Source organism: Agarivorans sp. 1_MG-2023, assembly GCF_030548385.1.
Classification (GTDB): Bacteria; Pseudomonadota; Gammaproteobacteria; order Enterobacterales; family Celerinatantimonadaceae; genus Agarivorans.
The window spans coordinates 243,943-270,662 of the sequence record NZ_JAUOSJ010000007.1; the positions used below are offsets into that span (position 1 = coordinate 243,943).

The 26,720-nt window shown below is 45.5% G+C and carries 28 protein-coding genes; 19 read left to right on the forward strand and 9 right to left on the reverse strand.

Annotation, left to right across the window (positions count from 1 at the left end):
- The first annotated feature begins 5 nt into the window (after positions 1 to 5).
- From xerC to uvrD, 3 genes are read left to right on the forward strand one after another with little or no spacing between them, the layout of a single operon-like run.
- Positions 6 to 899, forward strand: coding sequence for a tyrosine recombinase XerC (xerC, locus tag Q4592_RS12610; protein ID WP_303513559.1), 894 nt, complete (start codon positions 6 to 8; stop codon positions 897 to 899).
- A gap of 12 nt (positions 900 to 911) precedes the next feature.
- The gene (locus Q4592_RS12615) at positions 912 to 1,619 is read left to right on the forward strand and encodes an HAD-IA family hydrolase (protein WP_303513560.1); all 708 of its coding nucleotides are present in this window, start codon (positions 912 to 914) and stop codon (positions 1,617 to 1,619) included.
- A gap of 33 nt (positions 1,620 to 1,652) precedes the next feature.
- The gene (gene uvrD, locus Q4592_RS12620; protein WP_303513562.1) at positions 1,653 to 3,827 is read left to right on the forward strand and encodes a DNA helicase II; all 2,175 of its coding nucleotides are present in this window, start codon (positions 1,653 to 1,655) and stop codon (positions 3,825 to 3,827) included.
- 29 nt (positions 3,828 to 3,856) lie between these two features.
- Here the strand turns inward: uvrD and rarD are convergent, their stop codons facing one another.
- The 3 genes from rarD to Q4592_RS12635 form a co-directional block, all read right to left on the reverse strand.
- Positions 3,857 to 4,765, reverse strand: coding sequence for an EamA family transporter RarD (gene rarD / locus Q4592_RS12625; protein ID WP_303513565.1), 909 nt, complete (start codon positions 4,763 to 4,765; stop codon positions 3,857 to 3,859).
- Positions 4,766 to 4,861: 96 nt separating this feature from the next.
- The gene (locus Q4592_RS12630) at positions 4,862 to 5,458 is read right to left on the reverse strand and encodes a hypothetical protein (RefSeq protein ID WP_303513569.1); all 597 of its coding nucleotides are present in this window, start codon (positions 5,456 to 5,458) and stop codon (positions 4,862 to 4,864) included.
- Between the two features lie 113 nt (positions 5,459 to 5,571).
- Positions 5,572 to 6,036 carry a thioesterase family protein gene (locus Q4592_RS12635; protein WP_303513572.1) on the reverse strand — a complete coding sequence of 155 codons (465 nt, stop codon included), beginning with the start codon at positions 6,034 to 6,036 and terminating at the stop codon, positions 5,572 to 5,574.
- A gap of 143 nt (positions 6,037 to 6,179) precedes the next feature.
- Between Q4592_RS12635 and recQ the strand changes: the two genes are divergently transcribed.
- From recQ to polA, 4 genes are all read left to right on the forward strand, one after another.
- Positions 6,180 to 7,967: a DNA helicase RecQ gene (gene recQ, locus Q4592_RS12640; RefSeq protein ID WP_303513573.1), complete on the forward strand. Its 1,788-nt coding sequence runs from the start codon at positions 6,180 to 6,182 to the stop codon at positions 7,965 to 7,967.
- Positions 7,968 to 7,999: 32 nt separating this feature from the next.
- The gene (locus Q4592_RS12645; RefSeq protein WP_303513574.1) at positions 8,000 to 9,421 is read left to right on the forward strand and encodes a YdiU family protein; all 1,422 of its coding nucleotides are present in this window, start codon (positions 8,000 to 8,002) and stop codon (positions 9,419 to 9,421) included.
- Positions 9,409 to 9,717 (forward strand): hypothetical protein, encoded by a 309-nt coding sequence (locus tag Q4592_RS12650; protein WP_303513576.1) that lies wholly within the window; start codon positions 9,409 to 9,411, stop codon positions 9,715 to 9,717. Before Q4592_RS12645 ends, Q4592_RS12650 begins: the two co-directional genes overlap by 13 nt.
- A 388-nt stretch (positions 9,718 to 10,105) precedes the next feature.
- A complete protein-coding gene (gene polA / locus Q4592_RS12655; RefSeq protein ID WP_303513577.1) occupies positions 10,106 to 12,862 on the forward strand; it encodes a DNA polymerase I in 2,757 nt (918 codons plus the stop codon).
- 744 nt (positions 12,863 to 13,606) lie between these two features.
- Here polA and Q4592_RS12660 read toward each other — a convergent pair.
- Both Q4592_RS12660 and yihA read right to left on the reverse strand, forming a co-directional pair.
- Entirely contained in the window at positions 13,607 to 14,677 is a 1,071-nt protein-coding gene (locus Q4592_RS12660) for a glycoside hydrolase family 43 protein (RefSeq protein WP_303513580.1), read from the reverse strand.
- Between the two features lie 285 nt (positions 14,678 to 14,962).
- Entirely contained in the window at positions 14,963 to 15,592 is a 630-nt protein-coding gene (gene yihA / locus Q4592_RS12665; RefSeq protein ID WP_303513583.1) for a ribosome biogenesis GTP-binding protein YihA/YsxC, read from the reverse strand.
- Positions 15,593 to 15,735: 143 nt separating this feature from the next.
- Here yihA and Q4592_RS12670 point away from each other — a divergent pair, with 143 nt between their 5' ends.
- The 5 genes from Q4592_RS12670 to hemN all read left to right on the forward strand — a co-directional run bounded on the left by Q4592_RS12670 (position 15,736) and on the right by hemN (position 19,467).
- Positions 15,736 to 16,353, forward strand: coding sequence for a cytochrome c (locus Q4592_RS12670; RefSeq protein ID WP_303513586.1), 618 nt, complete (start codon positions 15,736 to 15,738; stop codon positions 16,351 to 16,353).
- 195 nt (positions 16,354 to 16,548) lie between these two features.
- Positions 16,549 to 17,094: a methyltransferase domain-containing protein gene (locus Q4592_RS12675; RefSeq protein ID WP_303513587.1), complete on the forward strand. Its 546-nt coding sequence runs from the start codon at positions 16,549 to 16,551 to the stop codon at positions 17,092 to 17,094.
- Between the two features lie 10 nt (positions 17,095 to 17,104).
- On the forward strand, positions 17,105 to 17,629 hold the full coding sequence (gene yihI / locus Q4592_RS12680; RefSeq protein ID WP_137674485.1) for a Der GTPase-activating protein YihI: 525 nt from the start codon (positions 17,105 to 17,107) through the stop codon (positions 17,627 to 17,629).
- A gap of 5 nt (positions 17,630 to 17,634) precedes the next feature.
- Positions 17,635 to 18,081 carry a DUF2489 domain-containing protein gene (locus Q4592_RS12685; protein ID WP_303513589.1) on the forward strand — a complete coding sequence of 149 codons (447 nt, stop codon included), beginning with the start codon at positions 17,635 to 17,637 and terminating at the stop codon, positions 18,079 to 18,081.
- Positions 18,082 to 18,093: 12 nt separating this feature from the next.
- Positions 18,094 to 19,467, forward strand: a complete 1,374-nt coding sequence (gene hemN, locus Q4592_RS12690; protein ID WP_303513592.1) for an oxygen-independent coproporphyrinogen III oxidase — start codon at positions 18,094 to 18,096, stop codon at positions 19,465 to 19,467.
- A 28-nt stretch (positions 19,468 to 19,495) separates the two neighbouring features.
- Here the strand turns inward: hemN and znuA are convergent, their stop codons facing one another.
- Positions 19,496 to 20,377 (reverse strand): zinc ABC transporter substrate-binding protein ZnuA, encoded by an 882-nt coding sequence (gene znuA / locus Q4592_RS12695; protein ID WP_303513594.1) that lies wholly within the window; start codon positions 20,375 to 20,377, stop codon positions 19,496 to 19,498.
- A 112-nt stretch (positions 20,378 to 20,489) separates the two neighbouring features.
- Here znuA and znuC point away from each other — a divergent pair, with 112 nt between their 5' ends.
- The 6 genes from znuC (at position 20,490) to aroE (ending at position 25,006) form a co-directional block, all read left to right on the forward strand.
- A complete protein-coding gene (znuC, locus tag Q4592_RS12700; RefSeq protein WP_303513595.1) occupies positions 20,490 to 21,257 on the forward strand; it encodes a zinc ABC transporter ATP-binding protein ZnuC in 768 nt (255 codons plus the stop codon).
- Between the two features lie 2 nt (positions 21,258 to 21,259).
- The gene (gene znuB, locus Q4592_RS12705) at positions 21,260 to 22,048 is read left to right on the forward strand and encodes a zinc ABC transporter permease subunit ZnuB (protein ID WP_137674490.1); all 789 of its coding nucleotides are present in this window, start codon (positions 21,260 to 21,262) and stop codon (positions 22,046 to 22,048) included.
- The gene (locus Q4592_RS12710) at positions 22,048 to 22,623 is read left to right on the forward strand and encodes a Sua5/YciO/YrdC/YwlC family protein (protein WP_303513597.1); all 576 of its coding nucleotides are present in this window, start codon (positions 22,048 to 22,050) and stop codon (positions 22,621 to 22,623) included. Before znuB ends, Q4592_RS12710 begins: the two co-directional genes overlap by 1 nt.
- 28 nt (positions 22,624 to 22,651) lie before the next feature.
- Positions 22,652 to 23,590 (forward strand): oxygen-dependent coproporphyrinogen oxidase, encoded by a 939-nt coding sequence (hemF, locus tag Q4592_RS12715; protein WP_303513599.1) that lies wholly within the window; start codon positions 22,652 to 22,654, stop codon positions 23,588 to 23,590.
- Between the two features lie 118 nt (positions 23,591 to 23,708).
- Positions 23,709 to 24,089, forward strand: a complete 381-nt coding sequence (maoP, locus tag Q4592_RS12720; RefSeq protein ID WP_303513602.1) for a DUF413 domain-containing protein — start codon at positions 23,709 to 23,711, stop codon at positions 24,087 to 24,089.
- Positions 24,090 to 24,187: 98 nt separating this feature from the next.
- Positions 24,188 to 25,006, forward strand: coding sequence for a shikimate dehydrogenase (gene aroE / locus Q4592_RS12725; protein WP_303513604.1), 819 nt, complete (start codon positions 24,188 to 24,190; stop codon positions 25,004 to 25,006).
- On the opposite strand, the gene Q4592_RS12730 is transcribed toward aroE, so the two are convergent.
- Positions 24,996 to 25,442: a GNAT family N-acetyltransferase gene (locus Q4592_RS12730; RefSeq protein ID WP_137674495.1), complete on the reverse strand. Its 447-nt coding sequence runs from the start codon at positions 25,440 to 25,442 to the stop codon at positions 24,996 to 24,998. The genes aroE and Q4592_RS12730 overlap by 11 nt on opposite strands.
- Before the next feature lie 99 nt (positions 25,443 to 25,541).
- On the opposite strand from Q4592_RS12730, the gene Q4592_RS12735 reads away from it, so the two are divergent.
- Positions 25,542 to 25,802 (forward strand): DUF1488 domain-containing protein, encoded by a 261-nt coding sequence (locus Q4592_RS12735; RefSeq protein WP_303513606.1) that lies wholly within the window; start codon positions 25,542 to 25,544, stop codon positions 25,800 to 25,802.
- Here Q4592_RS12735 and Q4592_RS12740 read toward each other — a convergent pair.
- Positions 25,799 to 26,335 carry a gamma carbonic anhydrase family protein gene (locus Q4592_RS12740; protein ID WP_303513608.1) on the reverse strand — a complete coding sequence of 179 codons (537 nt, stop codon included), beginning with the start codon at positions 26,333 to 26,335 and terminating at the stop codon, positions 25,799 to 25,801. The two genes, Q4592_RS12735 and Q4592_RS12740, sit on opposite strands and share 4 nt — an antisense overlap.
- Before the next feature lie 199 nt (positions 26,336 to 26,534).
- Positions 26,535 to 26,720 (reverse strand): hypothetical protein (locus tag Q4592_RS12745; RefSeq protein WP_303513612.1); only part of this gene is annotated, 186 nt, incomplete at its 5' end.

A 26,720-nucleotide genomic window follows, 5' to 3' on the forward strand; every position in this document is an offset into this window, starting at 1 on the left:
TTCCCATGCAGGATGATATAGAGCTGTTTCTCCATTATTTAGAGGTGGAGCGACGTTATAGCCCTGCCACTATTAGCTCCTACCAACGTAGCTTATTACAACAACTTAAACATCTTAATGGTTTAGGTTGCCAGGCTTGGCAGCAAGTAGAAACCGCGCATATCAGAAGTGTTTTACTCAAACTTAAAACCAGCGGTTTGTCGGCCCGTTCTATGGCGAATAAACTCTCAGCCTTACGGAGTTTCTTTAATTATTTACTGCAGCAGCAAAAGGTGAGTTTTAACCCCGTTGCTGGTGTCGCTGCGCCGAAACAAAGCAAACCCTTACCTAAGAACCTAGACGTAGACTCGCTTAATCAATTGCTATCGATGGAAGGCGACGACTTGGTGAGCAGCCGCGATTTGGCGATGATGGAGCTACTCTATGCCAGTGGCATTCGCTTAGCCGAGTTGGTGGACTTAAATGTTACAGACATCAATTTTGAACAGCAGCAAATTATTGTTACCGGTAAAGGTAACAAGCAGCGCTGGGTGCCTTTTGGCAGTAAGGCTGCAACAGCCTTAAAACATTGGCTTAAGCAGCGCCGTTTATTGGTAATGGATGAAGAAGAACCTGCCTTGTTTGTGAGTGTTCGCCAACAGCGTATTAGCCACCGTACTGTGCAGAAGCGCTTGCAACATTGGGCACAACAAATGCAACTTACGGCAACCCTTCATCCGCACAAATTACGCCACTCTTTTGCTACTCACTTGCTTGAAAGCAGTGGTGACTTACGTGTTGTGCAAGAGCTGCTAGGCCACGCAAATTTGTCTACCACTCAAGTGTATACTCATCTTGATTTTGCTCACCTAGCCACCACCTATGACGCGGCGCACCCGCGAGCAAAACGTAAATCTTAAGCGAGCTAAAGCATGATTTTTTACCGAAGTTGGTCACCTGTTCAGGCGCTATCTTTTGATTTAGACGATACCTTATACGACAACTGGCCTTATATTCATCGCGCCGAGCAGTGGTTAATTAATCACTTAAAAACTGAGGTGCATGCGGTTGCACATTTAACCACTAGCCAATGGCAAAGTTACAAACGCCGTATCATTAAAAAGCACCCTGAACTAAAGGGTGACGTTAGCGCTTGTCGGGTTGCTTGGCTAAGTTTAGCGTTTGTAGAACATGGTATGCCGATCACTGAAGCGCAACATCAAGCAGAACAAATTTTCCAGCAGTTTTTAGCGGTGCGCAGTGACTTTACTGTTCCTGAGGCAAGCTTGGCATTGCTGCGAAAACTCAAAACGCGTTATCGTTTAGTGGCGATTACCAACGGTAACGTAGATATTGATAAGATTGGTTTGGCTGGGGTGTTTGAATTAGAACTCAAAGCTGGCGGGGCGTTTAAGGCTAAACCTGCCGCCGATATGTATTTATATGCCAGCCAGGTATTAGGGTTGGCGCCGCACCAGATAGCCCATGTGGGTGACCATTGTGTGACTGATGTGGCTGGCGCTGCTAAAGCGGGCTACCGCTCTATCTGGCTCAATCAACACAGCCAACAAGCGCGAAAACTGCAAGCCTTGCCCGATATCGAAATAAGCCAGCTGGCACAACTGCAACACCTGTTATAATATACAGGTGTTTTTACCCCTCAAGAGAGCACCATGGATATTTCTGAGCTGTTAGACGGCCTTAATGATAAGCAGCGCGAAGCCGTAGCTGCTCCCCCAAGCAATATGTTGTTACTGGCCGGTGCCGGTAGTGGTAAAACGCGCGTATTGGTGCACCGAATTGCCTGGTTAATGCAGGTAGAGAATGTTTCACCGTTATCTATTTTGTCGGTGACTTTTACCAACAAAGCCGCAGCTGAAATGCGCTCGCGGGTAGAAAAGTTAGTGGGCAATCGTTTCCAAGGCATGTGGATGGGGACATTTCACTCCTTGGCGCATCGCTTATTACGCGCTCATAGTCGAGATGCTGGCTTGCCTGACGACTTTCAAATTATTGACTCCGACGACCAATATCGGCTGTTGCGCCGCTTAATTAAAGCGATGAATTTAGATGAGAAGCAGTGGCCAGCCAAGCAAGTTCAGTGGTACATCAATGCGCGCAAAGATGAAGGCCAACGCGCCGAGCATGTTGATTACAGCAATAATCCGATTGAGCGTCAGCAATTAGAAATTTACCAGGCTTACCAGCAGGCATGTGATCGTTCCGGTTTGGTCGATTTTGCCGAGTTATTATTGCGCGCCCACGAGTTGTGGCTAAAACAACCGCATATTCTGCAACATTATCAGCAGCGTTTTCGACATATTCTGGTAGATGAATTTCAAGATACCAACACTATTCAATACGCTTGGCTACGCATGTTGGTTACCGATCAGAATAATATCACTATCGTCGGCGATGATGACCAATCTATTTATGGTTGGCGTGGCGCGAAGATTGAAAATATTCAAAGCTTTGAGTTAGATGTGCCTAAAGTAAACACCATCTTGTTGGAACAAAATTACCGTAGTAGTGCCAATATTCTTAAGGCGTCTAATCAGTTAATCGAAAACAACCAAGGGCGCATGGGCAAAAGCCTGTGGACCGACGACAAAGAAGGCGAGTTAATCTCTATCTATACCGCCTTTAACGATATTGACGAAGCCCGCTTTGTGGTTGCGCGTATTCAGCAGCGAGTTGAAGAACAAGGTGCTAGCCTAGCAGATTGTGCCATTTTGTACCGAAACAATGCGCAGTCGCGGGTTTTGGAAGAAGCCTTGATGCAAGAGCGCTTAGCCTACCGAATTTATGGCGGCCTGCGTTTCTTCGAGCGCCAAGAAATTAAAGATGCTCTTGCTTACCTACGCTTAATCAGCAATCCCCATGACGATGCGTCGTTTGAGCGAGTAGTAAACACACCTACTCGTGGTATTGGCCAGCGCACCATTGAGTTATTGCGCCAAGCCGCTCGAGAGCAGCAACTTAGCTTATGGCAAGCAGTTGATTATTGTTTACAGCAAAATGCCTTGTCGGGTCGTGCGGCTAATGCAGTGAAGCAGTTTATTGAGTTGTTAGGCCAGCTAAAGCAGCAAACCCAAGAATTAGCATTAGGTGAGCAAACCGACTACGTGATTAAAGGCTCTGGCCTATTAGCTATGTACCAAGCGGAAAAAGGCGAAAAAGCCCAAGCGCGTGTAGAAAACTTAGACGAACTGGTCACTGCGACTCAGCAGTTTACTCAAATGGAAGAAGACCAAGATCTGTCTCCTTTAGTGGCGTTTCTCTCTCATGCGGCTTTAGAGGCCGGTGATAACCAAGCGGAGGCCGACGAAGCTGCAGTGCAGCTAATGACTTTGCACAGCGCTAAAGGTTTAGAGTTTCCAGTGGTCTTTTTGGTGGGTGTGGAAGAGGGCATGTTCCCTAGTCAGCAATCAGCCGAGGAGTCGGGTCGTTTAGAAGAAGAACGTCGCCTTTGTTATGTGGGCATGACCCGCGCCATGCAAAAGTTGTATTTATGCCACGCCGAAAGCCGTCGCTTGTGGGGTAAAGAAGTCTTTCACGCTCCTTCACGTTTTTTACGTGAGTTACCGAGCGAATGTTTAGATGAGATTCGTTTGAACACCGCAGTAAGCAGGCCAGTGCAACAAGGGCGTTTTTCTCATCAAATTCAGCAGGCTGCCTTTGATGATAGTGGCTTTAACCTTGGCCAGCGGGTCTCTCACCCTAAGTTTGGCGCAGGCATTGTGCTTAATTACGAAGGCTCTGGTCAGCAAAGCCGCGTACAAGTGCAATTCGAAGAAGCCGGAGCTAAGTGGTTGGTATTGGCTTATGCGCGATTAGAAAAGATCTAAGCGTTAAAGAGAAACAAAGTAAAAGCAGCTTACTGGGCTGCTTTTTTTTGTTGGCGTTGTTTGCGCTGGTTACGTAAGGCATCCCAAGTAAATACCCCTAAACCCACCCAAATAAAGGCAAAGGTGAGAAGTTTCATCGGTTCTAGCTCTTCACCGTAAACGCTGGTGGCTAACATAAACATCAATGATGGGCCGATGTACTGGAAAAAACCAATGGTGGATAACCGTAAGCGGGTAGCTGCGGCAGCAAAGCACAGTAGCGGCAAGGTGGTAACTATGCCTGCGCTCAGTAACAACACATTAAGGCCTGTACTGTTATGGGTTAAGTGACTGGTTGGCGAATCAGCAAATATCCACAAATAAGCGGCAGCTAGCGGCAACAACCACAGGGTTTCTACAAATAAACCCGGTAGCGCACCCAGGTTAACCTTTTTCCGCAACAAGCCGTATATACCAAAACTTACCGCCAAACTCATGGCTATCCAAGGTAAAGAACCATAGCTAATAACCTGAATTAATACACCGATTAAAGCTAAGCCAATGGCTGCCCATTGGGCACGACGAAAGCGCTCGCCCAAAAACAGCATGCCTAATATCACATTAAACAAGGGATTAATGTAGTAACCCAAGCTGGCATCTAACATCCGGTCGTTGTTAACTGCCCAAATAAAGATTAACCAGTTAATGCCAATAAGAACCGAGGTTAACGCCAAGGTCGCTAACTGTTTAGGGTGTTTAATCACCGCACTTACCGCCGACCATTGTTTACCCAGACCCAGCAATACAGTGATAAATAAACAGGACCACACCACTCTATGCGCCAAAATCTCGTAAGCGGGCACCTCGGTCAGGCTTTTAAAATAGACGGGGGCGAATCCCCACATAACGTACGCGGCGAGAGCAAATATAACGCCGTGTTTAGCGGTTTGATTAGGCATAAAAAAGGAAAAAGGGAGAAAAGTCAGAGTAGTGTAGCAGGCGATTAGCTAAGCAGCCATATAATAAAAGGCTGTAATCAGCCTAGTTTCCGCTTATTACACTGCTGACGAAGTTTCGCAGTATAGCTTTTGCCAAATCTCAAAAAGGGCTGAGTCTTGCTGACAAAGAGTGCCGAGTTGTTTAAGTATTTTGGGCGTATTAGCCACTGGCTCTTCAAGTAGCAGGTGCAGTAGGTGTCCCAGCACACCATGAATAAAGCGATCGTTTAGCGGCGCATGGTAACTTTGCCAAGCTCGAACACAACTATACCCAGGAATAATATCATTGGCGTAACTGGCGAGTATGCGCAAAGGCCAAGGGCGCTGAATTTCATCTTGCTTGTTTAAGCACTCTAAAAGTGGCTCTTGAATATGTAAATAACGCAGTCGGCAGCGATCGCGTTCGTTTAAGCAATCATCATGAATTTGCTCAAAGTGCTGCAGCTCTTGTTGGGGTTTTACAAATATACCTAATTGCTTACATTCAACAATTCGGTAATCAGGGAAGTGAGCAAAGTCACCGTATCCATTTAACTCGTGTTCTAACCATAGTTCCAAATCCTCATGTTCTAAGCTACTTGCGTGTTGCTGTGCTTCTAACAATAGTGCATCTAAGGTTTTGATTAATTGGGGAGAACTGAGAGTTGTACTCATGACTTTGCAAGCCCTATGTTGCAGTAGATTAGCTTGTTCAAGTATAGCTATAACTGGGTGAAATACTTGAAAATTGACGCAGAAATTACAGTTTAAATGGCAACTAAACGTGGCTAGCCAACCAAGTAAGTGCCGGTGCCAAAGGCAATGTGAGTACCCTCTTGATTATGTAGTTCCATACGAGTCACCGTGACTTTGCTACCGGAACGTATTACTTCTGCAGAGGCATAAAATACCTCACCAATACCGGGGCGCAAGTAGTCAATGCGTAAATCGATGGTGCCGGTTTTGCTGATTCGAGCCGATAATTCTTTGCTAGATAAATCTTCTAAGCGGTTGATCGCAGCCGCCGCAGCCGTCATTCCGCCTGCTACATCCAAAATAGTTGCAGTAACCCCACCGTGTAAGATGCCATGAATGGGATTGCCTACTAACTTAGGGGCCATAGGCAATTTTAGCTTTACACCAGTCGCACTATATTCAACAAGCTCAATGCCAAGTAATTGATTAAACGGCATTTGATTGATGAAAGTATCGGCGATGGCTTGTCGCCACTTTTGCTGTCGTGAGCTGGTCATCTTGCTTCCTTACAAAATTAAACGCTTGTTTAAATACTGTATAGTGAGAAAAGAATAAAGGCAAACCAAGACAAGACCGCAGCGCTTGATTACAATGGCCGACCGATTAAGTCACAACCCGGTTTTTGGATGTTTTACCTGTAATGCAACGCGCCCAGCAAGTTCTACAAGATGTCTTTGGTTTTTCCGAATTTAGAACCGGGCAAACGGCCATTATCCAGCGTTTGCTGGAAGACCAAGACTGCCTAGCGATTATGCCTACAGGTGGTGGTAAATCTCTGTGTTTTCAAATTCCAGCTTTGGTTAAACCGGGTTTAACCGTCGTTATTTCACCGCTTATCTCATTGATGAAAGACCAAGTAGACAGCTTGCAACACAATGGCGTTAATGCGGCTTACCTTAACTCTAGCTTAGAGCGTGACCAGCAGTTTCAAGTTTATAAAAGCTTGCAACAAGGTGAGCTAAAACTACTCTATATTTCACCGGAGCGTTTAATTAACGGGGACTTCTTGCAGCGCTTGCAAGAGCTACCTTTGGCGATGTTTGCCATTGATGAAGCACATTGTATCTCTCAGTGGGGCCATGATTTTCGGCCTGAATACAATGCATTAGGCTGCTTGAAACAAAACTTCCCACATGTGCCTTTGGTGGCCTTAACCGCAACCGCCGACGACACCACGCGTTTAGATATCTTGCAGCGGCTTAACTTAGGTGAAGCCTTTACCCATATTTCAAGCTTTGACCGACCAAACATTCGTTATACCTTGCAAGAAAAGTATCGCCCATGGCAGCAGCTTAGTGAGTACGTAAAACGACGCCGCGAAGACAGTGGCATTGTGTATTGCAGCAGCCGTAAACGGGTTGAAGAACTGGCGTTGAAGTTAAGTGCTGAAGGTTTACGCAGCGCCGCCTACCATGCTGGCTTGCCTATTGAGCAACGCCAATTAGTGCAAGAGCAGTTTCAGCGAGATGAAATTGAAGTAGTGGTGGCCACGGTCGCTTTTGGTATGGGTATCGATAAACCTAATGTGCGCTATGTATTTCACTATGATATTCCGCGCAATATCGAAGCCTACTACCAAGAAACAGGTCGTGCTGGTCGTGATGGCACCGAAGCAGAAGCGGTATTTCTTTATGATCCTGCCGACGCCAACTGGGTGCGCAGAATTATTGAAGAGAATGAAAACGAACAACAGCGCCGCGTTGAAAGCCATAAATTTAACGCGATTGTGGCATTTGCCGAAGCGCAAACCTGCCGCCGCCAAGTATTGCTCAACTACTTTGGCGAGTATTTGGCTAAACCCTGCGGTAACTGTGACGTATGCTTAGATCCCCCTAAACAATATGACGGTCTGCAAGATGCGCAAAAAGCCCTGTCTTGTGTTTACCGTTTGGGTCAGCGCTTTGGTATTGGTTATGTTATCGAAGTATTGCGTGGCAGTATGAGCCAGCGTATTTTGGAACAGGGTCATGACAAACTCTCTACCCACGGTATTGGTAAAAGTGCTAGCCATGAGCATTGGATGAGTGTGTTAAGGCAGCTGATTCATTTAGGTTTGCTGCAGCAAAATATTGCGCGTAGCTCGGTACTACAATTAACCGAAGCTGCGCGGCCCTTCCTTAAAGGTGACCAAGCTTTGTCGTTAGCCGTACCGCGCTTAAACACCACCAAGCAGAGTAAAAAGACTGCCAGCTATGGGGTATATGATAAGCGTTTGTTTGCCTTGCTGCGTAATTTAAGAAAGCGACTCGCCGACGAAGAATCGGTGCCGCCTTTTGTGGTGTTTAACGACGCCACCTTAATTGAAATGGCCCAGCAATTGCCGCAAACTCAGCATGAAATGTTAGCCATAAGTGGCGTGGGTTTGAAAAAATTAGAGCGTTACGGTTATCAATTCATGGGTTTAATAGACCAATACCAAGCCAGTTAACGGCGAGTTAGTTGCCAAAAAGAGGATCACATATGGAGTTTGTGAATCGTTTTTCCACCGCATTGCCTGAGCTCTGCCATCAGCAGCAGCCCACGCCTTTGCAAGATCCTGAGTTGGCCATTGTTAGCCATGATGCCGCAGCATTGCTTGGCTTTGACAAAACCTTTATGGCTGGCCCCGAAGCCTTAGGTTTAACTGCTGGCAAGCTATTAATTGAAGGCATGCAGCCGGTATCTACGGTGTATGCTGGTCATCAGTTTGGCGGCTATTCTCCGCAATTAGGCGATGGCCGAGCGTTGCTACTCGGCGAGCTTAAAACTGCGCAAGGCGACTACTGGGAACTGCAGCTAAAGGGCTCAGGGCTCACTCCTTTTTCTCGCCAAGGCGACGGAAAAGCTGTATTGCGTTCCACCATTAGAGAATTTTTAGCCAGCGAAGCGATGGCGGCACTAGGCATTGCGACAACTCGCGCATTGAGTTTGTCGGTGGGCAGTGGTTTAGTTCAACGAGAGCGTTTTGAGAAAGAAGCGATGTTAGTGCGCATGGCGCCTAGTCATATTCGTTTTGGCCATTTTGAATACCTTTATTATCAGCAACAAACTCAGCCCTTAAAGCGTTTAATCGATTTTTGTTTAGAGCACTATTTTAGTGATTGCCTAACACACCAAAATCCAGTGTTGGCAATGTTGCAGCAGGTAGTCGATAGCACCGCGTTAATGATTGCCAAATGGCAAGCCGAAGGCTTTTGTCATGGAGTGATGAATACCGACAATATGTCGATACTCGGGCTCACCATTGATTATGGTCCTTATGGCTTTTTAGATGATTATAATCCCGGCCACATTTGTAATCACAGCGATCACTATGGCCGTTATGCCTTTAACCAGCAGCCTGGTGTAGGTTTATGGAATTTACAGCGTTTAGCCCAAGCCTTGTCAGACTATGTACCTAGCAACCAAGCTGAACCTTTATGGATGCGCTATCAGCAAACAATTAACCAGCACTATCAGAGCTTAATGTTAAGCAAACTAGGTTTAACGCAATGGCAAGATGAAGACGAAGCGTTGTTGGGCCAATGGCTTAGCTTATTGGCCGAACAGAAAGCGGATTATCATCAAAGCATGCGGGCTTTGGCAGCACCTTTAGTACAGTTATCCGAAACATTTTCGGCATCGTGGCACACATGGTTAGGCCGTTATTCAGAGCGCTGTCAGCAAAATGAACTCAGTCAGCAACACCGTATTGCGGCTATTACACAACACGTACCAGAATATGTATTGCGTAATTATTTGGCTCAACAAGTAATAGAAAAAGCAGAACAAGGCGATTATGCAGAGTTACACGCCCTGCATCAGGCCTTGTCTCAGCCTTTTACCCAGCAGCAAGGCGCACAGTGTTTTGCAGCACCGCCGCCAGATTGGGGGAAGTGTTTGGAGATCTCATGCAGCAGTTAACGACCTTATTTGAAGTGCTTGAAGAGCATGCCGTGATTAAACTTAATCACTTATTTGAAGAACAACAGTTTTTGGCTCAAGCGCAAGACTTTATTGAACAACAAGCTTGGCCTATTTCGTTTGCCGAACAAGGGGCCGATTGGTTGGTACTGGGCTTTTACCTAGAGCAGCAATTGTGGTGGTGGCGTTTTGATGCCCTAACCGAAAGTGCTTGGTTTGAATGCGCGAATAGTGAGCATTTTCAAGCCAGCTGTACGCCCTTACTGGCTGTGTTAAAACATGCCAGTTTTGGATAAACAAAATTAAATTTTCAGGCTGGTTAAAATGTGATCCATTACAAGGTTTCGCCCAGAGGAATCTTCTATATTAATCCACCTGCTTGAGCTGAGTTGATTATTAATTCACCGGCATAGGCAAGAAAAGCAATGTCATGGAATGATGTTTTCCACAATAAGGAAAGTGTTCACCGCTCCAATTTTTTGCCTTTCAATCTCCGTAAGTAACTGAAATAAATGATTTTACGATTTTTCTATTAAGCTTGTGATTTTTTCGCGAGAGAATGCTTGCTGTTTGTCAACAGAGTTATCCACAATTTATCCGAGGCTACAACGCTTAGCTCTGGTGCATTTAGGGTGGCTGTGGCATCATCGAGCGCAATGAAAATCTGAACTTTGGATCTCGGTTATGGCAACCCTCCCCGATCAGCCTTTGGTATTAGTTGATGGCTCTTCTTACTTGTACCGCGCATTTTATGCTCCCCCTCATTTAACCAACTCAAAAGGCGAAGCCACCGGCGCTGTTTACGGTGTTATTAATATGCTGCGCAGTTTGCTTAAGCAGTTTCAGCCTGAGCATATTGTGGTGGTGTTTGATGCCAAAGGTAAAACCTTCCGAGATGACATCTATAAAGAGTACAAAGCAAATCGCCCCTCAATGCCTGATGATTTGCGTAGCCAAATTGAGCCGTTGCATGCGGTCATTAAAGCGATGGGTTTACCAATGGTTGCTACGCCGGGCGTAGAAGCCGATGACGTGATTGGCACCTTGGCTAAACAAGCTTCAGCCGAAAACAAAGCCGTAGTGATTAGCACCGGCGATAAAGACATGGCGCAGCTAGTGGATGACAATATCACTTTGATCAATACCATGACGGATACGGTAATGGATCGAGAAGGCGTGATAGAGAAATTTGGCGTACCGCCTGAGCTAATTATTGATTATTTAGCTCTAATGGGCGACAAGGTCGATAATATTCCTGGTTTACCAGGGGTTGGCGAAAAAACTGCACTGGCGATGTTGCAAGGCATTGGTGGCGTAGAACAACTATTAGCTGACCCTGATGCCGTTGCTCCGCTGGGTTTCCGTGGCTCTAAAACCATGCCAAAGAAATTGCGCGAGCACGGTGAAGATGCGCGTTTATCTTATCTCTTAGCCACAATTAAGTGTGACGTGGACGTAGGCTTTAGCATGGACGACATGCAGCGCACGCCAGAAGATAAAGATGCCCTAGTAAAACTATTTGGTGAGTTAGAGTTTAAACGTTGGCTGAGTGAAGCATTAAGCAAGGGATCGACAGCAAGCGATGCAGCTGATGCACCCGCTGAAGATGCCACGCCAGCGCCTGCAATAACCGGTGAATACGAAACCATTTTAACTGAGCAGCAGTTTGAGCAATGGTTTAAGCAGCTAAATAGCGCCGACTTGATTGCCATTGATACAGAAACTACCTCGCTTAATTACATGCAAGCCGAGTTAGTCGGTTTGTCGTTTGCAGTAGAAGCAGGCAAAGCCGCCTATTTACCGGTGGCACATGACTATTTAAATGCGCCAGAGCAGCTAGAACGCGATTGGGTATTGGAAAAACTGAAACCTTTATTGGAAGATCCCAATAAAGCGAAAGTAGGGCAAAATCTAAAGTACGACGCGAGTGTACTGGCACGTTATAACATCGATTTACAAGGCATTAAGTACGACACCATGTTGGAGTCATACGTGCTCAATAGCACAATTACTCGCCATGATATGGACTCCTTATCTCTACAATACTTGCAACATAAAACCATCAAGTTTGAAGATATTGCAGGTAAAGGCGCTAAACAACTTACCTTCAATCAAATTGAACTAGAAGTGGCTGCACCCTATGCCGCAGAAGACGCCGATGTCACTCTACGTCTGCACCAAACCTTATGGGCAAAATTGGAGCAAGAGCCAAAACTTAAAAGTCTGTTCGAAGAAGTAGAGCTGCCTTTAGTGAGTGTATTGTCTAAGACTGAGCGTCAGGGAGTGCGTATCGACAGCCAACGATTGGCAGCGCATAGCTTGTCGCTAGGCGAGCGCATCGACGGTTTAGAGAAGCAGGCGCATGAGCTAGCGGGTGAACCCTTTAACCTAGGTTCTCCTAAGCAATTACAAACCATTTTGTTTGAGAAAATGGAACTGCCAATTGTTAAGAAAACACCAAAAGGTGCACCCTCAACAGCCGAAGAAGTACTGCAAGAGTTAGCCTTAGATTACGCCTTGCCTAAAGTGATTTTAGAGTACCGCAGCCTATCTAAACTTAAGTCGACTTATACTGACAAGCTACCAAAAATGGTAGAGCCAAGTACAGGCCGTGTACATACCTCTTATCATCAGGCAGTTACTGCTACTGGTCGCTTCTCGTCTACCGATCCTAACTTGCAAAATATCCCTATTCGCCATGAAGAAGGGCGTAAAGTGCGTCAGGCCTTTATCCCCGCTGATGGCTATAAGTTGGTAGCGATCGATTACTCACAAATTGAGTTACGGATTATGGCCCACCTTTCACAAGATCCTGGTTTGTTAAAAGCGTTTGCGGCTGGTGAAGATGTACATAAAGCCACCGCCGCCGAAGTATTTGGCAAGGAGCTAGAAGCGGTGAGTGCTGACGAACGCCGTAGCGCAAAAGCGATTAACTTTGGCTTAATTTATGGCATGAGCGCGTTTGGTTTAGCTAAGCAGTTAGGCATTGCCCGAGCTGATGCGCAAAACTACATGAATCGCTATTTTGAGCGTTATCCAGCAGTACATGATTACATGGATAGTACTCGTGATTTCTGCCAAGAGCATGGATATGTAGAAACATTTTTTGGTCGTCGTTTATACCTACCCGAGATTAACTCGCGTAACGGAATGCGTAAAAAAGCGGCTGAGCGTGCAGCGGTCAATGCGCCAATGCAAGGTACCGCCGCCGATATAATTAAAAAGGCGATGATCGCAGTAGCCGATTGGTTAAGTACTCAACCAGTAGAACATTGCAAAATGTTGATGCAGGTTCACGATGAATTAGTGTTTGAAGTACTCGAGTCAGAGCTAGAGCGAATTGTTCCAAAATTAACGCAATTAATGGAACAGGCTGTTACGCTCGATTTACCCTTGGTGGCTGAATCTGGAGTGGGTGAAAACTGGGATGAAGCCCACTAGGCGATAAATTTATATCAATAAAGGAGGCTTTGGCCTCCTTTTTTTGTGCCTTTTTTATTTCAGATTTACTTGGTAATTTTGAAAACCTTTTCGCGTAATTTTAAAACTCATATATACCTCTAAAGTGAAACTTCCTTACAAAAAGTGCTTTATTTTTCATCGATGATGCTCTAGAGTAACTCTTGTAGGGTACAGAGGTAAGATGTTCTATCTTTCAGACCTTTATTTCACGTAGTTGAAAAAGGCTATTTTGCCGCCTCGACAGTCATCTGTCGGGGCGTTTTTTTATCTAAATTCCAGTCACTGCGCGGGGTTAGCGCCCTTAATTTATGCTGTCCCTGTTTCAGTTAAACCTACTCGCCGCTGATTGTTTCTTTTTTTCTTTTATTTGGTTGTTTAATTACGATATTTAGGAATATAAGCTCGTAATTCTCCGCTATTCATCCTTATTTATTACAAGAAATACTGCTTTAGTCACAGCTTATGGCTACATGGTGAAACAAAAAATACAACTTTTTAGAAAGTATTGTGAACTAATCCATTTTCAGCGGGTCATAATTAGTGCAATTGGAATAGTGCTTTCAGTTTTTAAGAATTCTTTTCTTACATGCCTCATCAAACGATGGGGCTTTTTTTTGCCTGTCTTTTACAGCATAAACTGCTGTAGCCGATGACATGAAAAAGCGGTGTTTTGGAGACATAAAAAAACGCCACGAGTGCGGCGTTTTTTTCAGCTGCGTATTACTAGTCGTAATAAGGCTTAATCACTTCAATTTTGCCAGCGTCGTCAATATTTAACTCCGCCATCTTAATACTGCGTAAATGGGTTTGTCCGGCAGATAGCGTGCTGTCGTGGTAGAACAGATACCATTTACTTTGGTATTTAACGATAGAGTGGTGAGTTGTCCAACCCAATACTGGCTCAAGAATAACGCCTTCATAGCGGAATGGCCCGTAAGGAGAGTCACTGCTCGCGTAAGCAATTTTGTGAGTATCACCCGTTGAGTAAGACAAGTAGTAGCGTCCGTTGTGCTTATGCAGCCATGGGCCTTCAAAATAACGACGTTCATTGTCACCGGCTAACAGCAAGTCGCCATTTTCATCAACAATGTCGATCTCTTTTGGTGTTTCAGAAAACTCCAGCATGTCGTCGGTCATTTTAGCAACGAAAGGCTTTAAGGCGATTTCGTTATCGGCTGGGAATTGCTCTTCGCCAAATTCACCGTTACGCCAGTTTTGTAATTGACCACCCCATAGACCACCAAAGTACATGTAGTGGCTACCATCGTCGTCTTTAAATACCGCGGGGTCGATACTAAAGCTGCCTTTAATAGCGTTTGCTTGCGGAACAAATGGCCCCTCTGGATGATCGCCTACAGCAACCCCAATTTGGAAAATGCCATCGTAGTTACGGGCTGGAAAGTACAGGTAGTACTTGCCATCTTTCTCGGCGGCATCGGGTGCCCACATTTGCTTTTCAGCCCAAGGTACATCTTTTACATCTAGCGCATTACCGTGGTCACTCACTACGCCAAATGGACGGTCGAGAGAGAATACGTGGTAGTCACGCATATCAAAGTGATCACCGTTGTCATTCAGTGGCTGGCCGTTATCTACATCGTGAGATGGGTAGATGTATAGCTTGTCGTTAAATACATGAGCAGAAGGGTCTGCCGTATACATATGGGTTACTAGCGCGCCGCTAATGGGTTTTAACTGTTCGGCACGTGCCTTGTCGGCTGTGGTTACCGCTTCTGCGTCGCTGATCTCGCTAGGTTCTTCAATCCTAGTCTCGGTTGCATCATTCACGCTCATGGTGTTTCCTCGTTAAGTTTTGCGCCAGTATAGCGATCTGCATTCTCATAACCTTTACGTTCTTCGGTAGCCTAATTGCAAAATTTTCCCATCGACGACAATTTCTCATAAAACTATGAGCGAGTGCACAGCTAGTGGGTTTGGCTATGAAACTTCATGAAACAAAAAGCGGGTTAAACCACGACAAGCGATGTGTAGCATTTTGTTTTTGTGGGAACAGTGAGCGAGAATAAAGAGGGGGGGAGAAATTAAAGGCTTGCTGCGGTTGAGCAAGCCTAGCGATATTTACTGTGCGCTTTGAGCTTGTTCTTCTACATGTTGATCAAACCAAGTCACAAGGGCATTTTGTAGTAAGTCTAAGCCTTGTTTCTTTAACGAGGAAAAACCTTCTACACGAACGTTACCACCGAACTCTTTGGCGGTTTCTCGGCCTTTTAAAATAGCCGCTTTACGTGCGCCTTGTTTTAGCTTGTCTGATTTGGTTAGCAAGGCAAGTACCGGCAAATCACAATCTACCGCCCATTGAATCAAACCAGCATCGGTATCTTTAAATGGATGGCGAATATCCATAAGTACCACTATGCCCTTTAAGCTTTGGCGATCTTGTAAATACTCCGACAAGGATTTTTGCCACTTTTTCTTCACTTCTTCTGGTACCTGAGCAAAACCATAGCCCGGTAAGTCGATTAAGCGAAAACCGTCCATTATTTCAAAAACGTTAATTAATTGAGTACGTCCCGGTGTTTTACTGGTACGTGCTAAACTTTTTTGGCGGGTTAAGGTATTTAATGCACTCGATTTCCCAGCATTTGAGCGGCCAGCAAAGGCGATTTCAATCCCGCTGTCTTCGGGCATGGCGTGAATATCGGGGGCGCTGGTAATAAAGTGGGTGTTTTGAAAATGATATTGCGCCATGGCGATGTTGAGCTCCACAAGGAAATTAGGGTAATACATTACGTTTTTGGCAAAATTGTGTAAAATAATGCCGTTACTGGACTCGCTAAGTGTATCACGGGCACCAGTGTGTGGTTTGGAATAATACTAATAAATGGAATGTCATGAAAAAACTTACCTTAGTTTTAATGTTAATGGCGGGTGTAGCCAGTCCGGTTTGGGCGAAGGGAGATGCTGCGGCCGGAGAGCAAAAATCAGCAACTTGTAAAGCTTGTCATAACGAACAAGGCGAAGCAGCTGGTTATCCTAAATTAGAAGGCCAACACGCCGGTTACTTGGTGAAACAGCTAAAAGAATTTAAAGCCGGCGCGACCAGCGGCGGTACAGAAGGGCGTAACAACGCCGTAATGGGTGGCATGGCAATGCCATTATCTGAGCAAGATATGCAAGATTTGGCCGCTTATTACTCAGGCCAATCAATGAGTCCAAACACTACCGCACCAGAGTATGTAGAAGCGGGTCAGAAGTTATATATGGGTGGCGATTTAGAGCGTGGCATTGCAGCATGTACTGCTTGTCATGGCCCACGTGGTGTTGGTCAAAGCTTGGCGGGCTTCCCACGAATTTCTTCACAATACGCGGGGTACATTAAGAGCCAGTTAGAATTGTTCCGTAGCGGAGAGCGCGCCAACGACCTGAATGGCATGATGCAAGACGTAGCTGCAAAACTAAGCGATAAAGATATTGAGTTGTTATCGCAATACCTTGGTGGTTTACACTAAGCGTTAACTGGGCAGCGCTCGCTGCCCAGCTCTATTGATTTATTATTCGCCATCTTAGCGCTTAGTGTTACACTTGCGCCCCTAAAAAATACGGCAAGGTGCTGATTGGTGAAATGTCCACTTTGTTGTGCCACATCACCACGCGATTTTTATTGCAATAAATGTAGTCAATATTGGCATTGCCCAAGCTGTGATTTGATCTTTCTAGACCCAAATGACCTGCTAAGTGCAGACGCTGAAAAAGCGCATTACGATTGCCATAATAATGATCCGCAAGACCAAGCGTATTTAGGTTTTTTACGGCAAGTTAGTGAACCAGTTGTGGCAGCACTAACGCACCAAGCAATTGGCTTAGATTTTGGTTGTGGGCCGGGCCCAGCTTTGGCACTGTTGCTAGAGCAAGCGGGGCATCAGTTACTGAACTATGATCCAATATATTATCCCGATGAGCAGCTATTAGCTCAGTCTTATCGGTTTGTGACGTGCAGCGAAGTGGTAGAACACTTTAATTTTCCAGAGCACGCTTGGCAGCGTTTGATATCGCTGGTTCAGCAGCCGGGTTTATTAGCCGTAATGACTAAACGCCATAGTGGAACTAAGGTTTTTCCGCAGTGGTATTATAAAAATGATCCTACTCATGTGGCGTTTTATAGTGATAAAACATTTGCGTGGTTAGCCGAGCATTATCAGATGAAGTTGGAGATAGTGAGCCCCAGTGTGGCGCTATTCCATAGAGTTTAAGGTAAATAACATGGCCAGAAAAAAGAATCGTAAAGGTGGGTTAATCGGGGTACGCAAGGACCCAGATTTTAAGTCTAAACGAGTTGCTGTTCCTGAAACGGTAACTAAAGGTAAGGGTAAAACCTCGGGCAATCGCCAGCAAGAAGCTGAGCAAGTTAAGCAAGACACCATTGCCAAGCAAAAAACTGACCCTCGCCACGGCAGCAAAACACCGGTTGTACTGGGTGTTGCTAAACCTGTAGCGGCGAAAAAAGTGGCTAAGCCAGCACCTGCTAAGCAGCCATTGACGCCAGAAAAAGAGTTAGCTCTGTTAGAAGCCGATACGCGCCTCGAAAGCCTGATTGATGTATTAGAAGAAGGCGGCGAAATTAGCAAAAAAGAACAGCAATGGGTCGATTTACAATTAGCTCGCCATGCTGAGTTGCTGGCTGAGTTAGGCTTATCGGAAGACGCCGAAGAAGCCGAAGCTTTAGACGATGACGAGCAGCTATGGCGCTCGCTAAATAGCTCTTCTTTGGATCAGTATAAGGATTAATACAGATGGTCTGGTGGCTGGTGGCAGCAACGGTAATTGTTGTAGCGTTGGCAGTATATGCGGCGTTATTGGTGGGGCGTTTGTTGGGGCAACGAAAAGTCATTCAACACGCGGTGGCCAAGCGTAATGAAAACCTAGTAAACGACATTCGTTATATTGCTAAAGCCATGCAAGAAGACCGCTGCGGCTTATCGGAAGGTGTGATAAGAGTCAGCAATTTGTTGCTTGCTCTGCAAACGCCAGAGCTTATTGATTGGGCGCAACGCTTTCCGTCGGTGTTTCAGTTATACAATGCGGTAAAAGAATTGCCTACTCATGAGGCGCGCAATACCCTGCCGTTGCAGCAGCGTATGCGCCAAGATCTTGAGCGAGAAGCTGAAGAAAAAGCCTTAGAGAAACTTATATTGCAAGAAGCCGAAGCACTGACACAGCTCAGTGCAAACGCGCTCTAGGAGATAACTCAGATGTCAGTATCAACGGTGGATTGGGATCAGCAACTAATCGAGAAGTACAACTACTCGGGACCACGCTACACCTCTTATCCTACGGCCTTAGAGTTTAATGAAGAGTTTGGCCAAGCCCAGTTTACCGTGGCCAGTGAAAAGTTTCCTGAGCGAGATTTATCACTGTATGTGCACATTCCTTTTTGCCATAAGCTTTGCTACTACTGCGGCTGTAATAAGGTGATTACCCGCCATCAACACAAAGCTGATATCTACCTTGATTACTTAGAGAAAGAAATAGCCCTACAAGCGCCACGATTTAAGCAACGCAAAGTGAGCCAAATGCATTGGGGCGGTGGCACACCAACTTACCTTGAGCCCGAACAACTAAAACGACTCACTAGTCAGCTGTTTAGTCAGTTTAGTTTTGCTGAAGGGGCAGAAATTAGTATTGAAGTTGACCCGCGTGAGATTGAGCTTTCTACTATCGATTTGCTGGCCGAATTAGGCTTCAACCGTTTAAGCCTAGGGGTGCAAGACTTTAATAAACAAGTACAGCAAGCGGTTAACCGTGACCAAGATGAGGATTTTATTTTTGCCTTGGTAGAGCGCGCTAAAACAGTGGGCTTTAACTCGGTAAATATCGATCTCATATACGGTTTACCGCACCAAACCCGTGATAGCTTTAAGCAAACCTTAGCGCGGGTGATTGACCTAGACCCAGATCGTTTATCGGTATTTAACTATGCCCATTTGCCGAGCCGTTTTGCAGCTCAGCGGAAAATAGATGAAGCAGCAATGCCAAGTAGTGATGAACGCTTAGGTATACTGCGTGACAGCATTGAGTTTTTAACCACTCACGGTTATCAGTTTATTGGTATGGACCACTTTGCCAAGCCAGACGACGAATTGGCGATTGCCCAGAACAAAGGCGAACTTCATCGTAACTTCCAAGGTTATACCACTCAGGGTGAAGCCGACTTATTGGGTTTAGGTGTTTCGTCTATTTCTATGTTGGGCGATGCTTACAGCCAAAATCAAAAAGACTTAAAAACTTACTACGCACAAATCGACCAACAGGGTCACGCACAGTGGAAAGGCATAGCACTTAATCAAGATGATTTGATTCGTCGCGAGCTGATTAAAACCTTGATCTGTAATTTTCAGTTATCGTTCAGCGATATTGAACAACAATTTAATTTGGATTTTCAGGCTTACTTTGCTGAAGACCTAGGGTTACTCAAACCTTTTGTTGAAGACGGTTTAGTGAGCATGAGCAATGAAGAGATTATAGTGACCAATAAAGGGCGCTTACTGATCCGGAATATTTGTATGTGCTTCGATGTTTATTTTCGCAGCCAGGCGCGGCGACAACAGTTTTCTCGAGTGATTTAAAAAAACGGAGCCTAGGCTCCGTTTTTTATTAGTGGCTTAAGCAATCTGAGTAAGCGTCGGCTAACTGCTGCAGTAATTCAAAGTAACCGTCTTTATTATTGTTCACGCTTATACCCAACGGATCGAGCATGCTAATTTTAGCCCCGCTGTGTTGGCTAATGCTTTCTAGCAAAGCGCCGTCAAATTGGGGTTCAGCAAAAATACACTTGGCTTTACCTTGCTCCAGTTGTTGGCGAATGTTCAGCAGGCTTTTTGCGCCAGGGCGACGCTGAGGATTGATGGTGAATTCGCCTAAGCGATTTAAAGCAAACTGGCGCTCAAAATAACTATAGCCATCGTGAAAAACAAAATACCCTTGTTGTTGAACCGGCGCTAATTGCTGACTAATGCTTTGCTCAAGCTTATCGAGGTGTTGATTAAAGCGCGTTAACTGTTGCTGTAAGTGTTCGCTAGTCTCCGGCATTTTACTTATTAATTTTTCGGTGATGGCGGCAGCGATCACTCGGGCTTCGCTTGGGCCCAACCAAATGTGCGGGTCAACATCATGATGGTGGCCCTCATGATCATGATGCTCATGGCCTTTGTCACCATCAATGAGATCTAAACCCGGTAAATCCAGCAATGCCAACTGAGAGGTATCGGTTTGACTAAGAGGTTTACTTAAAAAGGGTTCTAGCTCATCACCGACCCAAATTAATAAATCGGCTTCACGAATCGCTCTTACATCAGAAGGGCGCAAAGCGTAATCGTGTGGTGATACGTTAGGGCTTACCAAGTAATCAACGGCTAATTCGCCTTCAGTAAGGCTGGTTACAATTAGCTGCAGGGGTTTAATACTTACCAGTATGTTTGGGTTGGCAGCCCAACTTGGCGCAGCAATTAACATAACGATAAAAAACAGTTTACGCATAAAGGCTTTTTGAGGTGATTTGGTAAAATAATACGATAGTGTAACATCTAGTGTAGAATAGCGCGCCCTACGCTAAACTCGCTGGGGACATACACGCTAATTTTTCTATAGGATGCAGGGATTGACCACCTTACTCTCACTGAACAACATCTGTGTTAGCTTTGACGACCGCATGGTACTCGACCATGTTTCGTTGGAACTTAATCGCGGCCAAATTACTACCTTAATTGGCCCTAATGGCGCAGGTAAAAGTACCCTCATAAAAGTGATTTTGGGTTTAATCTCGGCAGATTCGGGCAACATCGCGCGTGCCTCTAAGCTACGCATTGGCTATGTACCGCAAAAAATTAGCCTTGATGAGTCCTTCCCGCTAACCGTAGAGCGCTTTCTTAAGCTGGCTCGTCATTCATCGAAAACGGGTTTAACCAAAGTAATTAGTCAGTTAAGCATTAGTCGCTTGCTCGACCGACAAATGGTGCGTTTGTCTGGCGGCGAAATGCAGCGAGTATTGCTGGCGCGAGCGCTGCTTGGTGAACCGCAATTGTTGGTGTTAGACGAACCGGTGCAAGGGGTAGATATCTCTGGGCAAATAGAGCTTTATCAACTGATTGCTGATATTGCCCAGCAAATTGGTTGTGGCGTATTGTTGGTCTCTCACGATTTACATCTAGTGATGGCGGGTACCGACCACGTTATTTGTTTGAACCATCATGTTTGTTGTCATGGTGAACCAGAAAGTGTTGCTCAGCACCCTGAGTTTGCGCGTTTGTTTGCCCAAAATGAACGGCAACAATTGGCCGTGTATACCCACCATCATGTTTGTGATGAACACGACCATGAACATCATCACCCGCAGCCCAGCTCTGAAGAGAACAACTAAGCATGGATGACTTTTTAATTAATGCCTTACTGGCGGGTTTAGGCATTGCGGTACTCGCTGGGCCTTTGGGTTCTTTTATGGTGTGGCGCCGTTTAGCCTATTTTGGCGATACCTTGGCACATGCTTCATTACTGGGGGTTGCTTTAGGTTTATGGCTGCAAATTAACCCAGTGATAGCCGTGGTATTTAGTGGCGTAATGTTGGCAGTGATTTTGTTGTCACTGCAACGCTATAAGCAGCTGGCTAGCGATACTTTGTTAGGTATTATGGCGCATTCTGCCTTGTCGTTAGGTTTAGTGGTTGTGGCCCTAATGGACAACGTGCGTATTGATTTAATGGCCTATTTGTTCGGTGATTTACTGGCCGTTACCCAGCAAGACTTATTATGGATTTGGGGCGGTGGTGCCGTGGTATTGGCTATTTTACTTAGCCAATGGAATAAGTTGTTATCGGCTACGGTTAATGAGCAAATTGCCGAAGTGGAAGGGGTGAATGTTGGTTTAATGCGCGCTTTATTACTGCTGCTATTAGCAGTGGTAGTGGCGATTGCCATGAAAATTGTTGGCGCATTAATTATTAGCTCTTTGTTATTAATCCCTGCAGCGACTGCCCGTCGTTTAAGTCGTTCGCCTGAGCAAATGGCGGTATTTGCCATCGTATTTGGTGCTATCTCGGTGGTCTTAGGTTTATGTTTGTCTTGGTATCAAGATACGCCAGCAGGGCCTTCGGTGGTGGTATGTGCCGCACTACAGTTTTTGTTAATTCACAGTTTGGTAAAAGTGCAAAAATAATGACTCAGTCTACTCAACGTCCCATCACCACAAACACCAGTGAAGCCGTCACTGTTCTGCAGCAAGGCGCAGTGATTGCCTACCCAACCGAAGCGGTGTTTGGTTTGGGCTGTGATCCAGATAACCAACAAGCTGTATCAAAAATTTTGCAGATAAAGCGCCGTCCAGTGGAAAAGGGGCTGATCTTGTTAGCCTCAGAGCTTACGCACTTATTACCCTATATTGATTATTCAGCCCTAAGTGCCGAGCAGCAGCAGTTATTGGTGAGTAAGCAAGCTCGGCCAACCACTTGGTTAGTGCCCGTTTCAGCCGCTACACCCAAGTGGATTTCTGGTCAGTTCAGCAGTGTTGCGGTGCGTTTAACCTCACACCCACTGGTGGCTGATATCTGTCAGCGTTGGGGCAAGCCTTTAGTGTCTACCTCGGCTAATTACAGCGGAGAAATACCAGCTGCAAATGCTGAGCAAGCTGCCTTGTTAACGGGCGTAGACTTAGTGGTTGACGGCCCTTTGGGTAAGGCTAAGCAAACCAGCCAAATCAAAGATATTTTTACTGGCGAAGTGATTCGCGCTTAACCCTTAATTACTAGGTGAAGGATCCGGCATGCAAGACGTTAACATTGAAGCAGTGCGACAGTTTTTTTTGCAGTTGCAACAAACTATTTGTCAGCAACTTGAGCAACAAGACGGCGAAGCCAGTTTCTTCCACGATGATTGGCAGCGTGACCCAGCCGAGCACAATGGTTTAACCGGTGAAGGACGTACCCGCGTACTTACCAATGGCAAGGTGTTTGAACAAGCCGGGGTTAATTTCTCCCACGTTTGTGGAAAACAAATGCCAGCATCGGCCACCGCACAACGCCCAGAATTAGCCGGTCGTCATTTTGAAGCTATGGGAGTGTCTTTGGTGATTCATCCTAACAATCCAATGGTGCCAACCTCACATGCTAATGTGCGGTTTTTTGTGGCAGAGAAAGAGGGCGAAGCACCTATATGGTGGTTTGGTGGCGGCTTTGATTTAACTCCTTATTATGGTTTTGACGAAGACTGTATTTCTTGGCATCAAACTGCTGCAGACTTGTGCCAGCCTTTTGGTGAAGAGGTATATCCAAAATACAAAGCGTGGTGCGACCGCTACTTTTACTTAAAACACCGTAACGAAACCCGTGGCGTTGGTGGCTTATTCTTTGATGATCTTAACGAAACCGGCTTTGCCCAAAGCTTTGCTTTTACTCAAGCGGTGGGAGAAGGCTTTTTGAAGGCCTACTTGCCCATTGTTGAACGACGAAAAGATACGCCGTTTAATGAGCAACAGCGTGACTTTCAATTATACCGCCGTGGTCGTTATGTCGAGTTTAACTTGGTCTACGACCGGGGCACCTTATTTGGTTTGCAGTCGGGTGGGCGAACAGAGTCTATTCTTATGTCTTTACCGCCTTTAGTTAAGTGGCGATACAATTGGCAGCCAGAAGCTGGCAGTGAAGAAGCACAACTTTATCAACGTTATTTGATGCCGCAAGACTGGCTAAACCTGTCAGTTTGAACACTGTAAAAAAAGCGACTTATTTTCTTGCCAGAATGACCACTATGGATTAAATATTTTAAGGTTTGGTGTTATCAAACTAAGCCTTAAAAATGTCTTATTAGTTGAGTCTTGAGCTATGAATGGATCGTTTTTAGCAAAACGTCGGTTTTTCGATGACAAACACTTTCGCCGTGGCTTTTCTCGCAGCGGCGCCTTCACCATTAAAGAAGCAGAGTTATTAGAACGCTGCGGTAGTGCCTTTAAAGAACTCGATGAATCTACTCGCGAACCCATTGATGATATTGAGTCGATCTTTATATCAGTATGCCGTGGTGTGTCCGAGCCAGAAACCGCTGAACAAAAAGTGTGGCTAAAATATAAAAAGCTTACTGGCCGCAAGGCGTTTCATGGTTTGGTCAGTAATCCACCTAAGACCGGTGCCAACGACGCGCCAGTAAATGATGATAACAATGATGTGGATGATGTTGATGCCCCTGAGTTAGACGAAGACGATTAAGACCAAGCCAAAGGTGCGCTATATTTTCAAGATTGCGCTTTGGCTTTTGCTTAAAGCCTTGTTAAGGTGACTTATTATTTGTTTATGTAGTGCGCCTAATGGATTTATACGCAGTATTTGGCAACCCAATTAGCCAATCAAAATCTCCTTTTATTCATACCTTGTTTGCCCGCCAAACCCAGCAACAGTTAACTTACACCGCTATTGAGCCCGCAGAAGACGGCTTCGCTCAAGCGCTAACTGCGTTTTGGCAAGATGGAGGAAAAGGTTGCAATATTACCGCGCCATTTAAAGAGCAAGCTTATCAAGCTGCGCAGCAACATACCGAGCGGGCTTTATTAGCTGGTGCCGTGAATACCTTAAAGCTCACCGACGATGGTGTGATATTGGGCGACAATACCGACGGTGCGGGTCTTGTGGCAGATCTAATTGCTAATTTTGGAGAGCTTAAAGGTTTACGTATTTTGCTGTTAGGTGCTGGTGGTGCGGCGCGAGGTGTATTACGCCCACTATTAGAGCAGCAACCCGGCGAAGTTCTCATTGCTAATCGTACCGTCAGTAAAGCAGAAGCCTTAGCAGAACGTTTTAGTGATTTTGGCAATATTAATGCGAGCTCTTTTGAAGCCGTCACTGGCGAGTTTGATATTGTTATCAACTCAACCTCAGCGGGATTAAAAGGTGAGCTTCCTCCGCTTAAGGCCGAGGTGATTACCAAACATACCCGTTGTTACGACATGACTTATTCGGCTGAGCTTACCGCTTTTAACGCCTGGGCCAGCGAACAAGGCGCTGCTAAAGTTGTTGATGGCTTAGGAATGTTAGTGGGGCAGGCTGCCGAAAGCTTTACGGTATGGCGCGGTATTCGCCCTGGTTTTCGTCAAGTATTGCGCGAGTTACGCCGAAACCTTAGTCGTTAGCTTTTATTTCCATGCCTACGTGTGGAATATTGTCTTCAAGATAGGGCTTCGTGCAGATATCGAAACCAAGGCTTTGATAGAAATCTTCTAGATAACGCTGGGCAGAAATATGAATAGTGGCGGCTGGCCAATGTTGTTGGCAATAGTTTATAGCGTGGCGCATTAATTGTTGGCCGAGTCCTCTGCCACGAGCGGCTTTAGCCGTCACTACTCTGCCAATACTCGAATCAAGAGGCTCTGGTGGAAAAACTCTGGCGTAAGCGAGCAATTGACCATCTTCACTGCCTAATAGATGTAAGGCCTGTGGGTCACGTCCATCCACATCTTGGTAAGGGCAGTCTTGTTCCACAACAAAAACGGCTTCACGCAGGGCGATCATTTGGTATAGCTGCTGAGTACTTAGCTCCTCAAAACGTAACCATTGCCAATTTATCATCTATATTTCACTTGCAGTTTGCATATACCGAAGCAACACTTTAAAAAGACTTAGCATAAATAACAACAACTAAGCCTCACTAGGCGGAGCCTCTATACTATGAATCAAAGCATTATTATAAGTGATGACCAGCGCTGGCAAGCGGTGAATCAACAGGTCGAATTCAGTGTTCAAGTCATGGGGGCGAAAGTACAATGTGCAGTACGTAAGAGTACCCTCGAGCATTTAGTCGGCTTACCGTTAACCAACGACGACAAAATGCTAGAGGCTTACCATAGTGTTCAATTCGATATCGAAGAGTTGCTAGAACAAAAGTTACAACAAGAAGATTTTGAATCAAACGGCAATATTATTGTTTAAACTTGTTCTTCTAAGTACTTCTGCTTTAAGCGAACATAGTTATCAGCCGATTCACTTAAAAAGGCTTTTTCTTTGTCATTTAATGGGCGAGCTTGTTTCACTGGGCTACCCATATATAAGTATCCAGATTCCAAACGTTTATGGGGTGGTACCAAACTACCCGCACCAATCATTACATCGTCTTCTACAATAACGCCATCCAATACGATTGCTCCCATGCCAACCAATACTCGGTTACCAATAGTGCAACCATGCAGCATCGCTTTATGACCCACGGTGACATCCTCACCAATAATTAAGGGATAACCATGCGGAGGGTTTTCAGTCTTGCGAGTTACATGTAGCACACTGCCGTCTTGTACATTAGAGCGAGCACCGATCTGTATGTGGTTTACATCGCCACGTGCAGCGACCAAGGGCCAAATGCTTACGTCGTCACCTAGCTTGATTTCTCCGTACAGCACCGCGCTTGGGTCAACCCATACTTCTTTACCTAAAATGGGGCTAAAACCAGAAAAAGACTTCACGCTCATTACTTACTCCACTTATGATTAGCTCGCTATAGTTTCAGCTTACGCCATCCTTAGTGGAATAAAAACTGCCTAATCGTGCTTTACTGTTATTTAAGACTAATGGTTAATTCCTTGTTTTACCCTATAGTCGACAGCCTAAAGGTAAAGAACGAGAGTTTAGATGAGTCGAGTTTTTTACAGGCTGTTACGTCTAAACTAATCAAATATGGGCATGATAAGTGTGTTTAATGAGCGCTTGGTGCAAATAGTGTTCATAAAGGCAGTTATTTTCATTTTTCTGTAATAAACGCTTGCACCGCCAGCGCGGTTCCCTATAATGCGACTCCACTGACACGGCAAGCGGCGCTGCAAAGCAAGGCTGAAACGAGGTCAGGGTTGGTAAGGC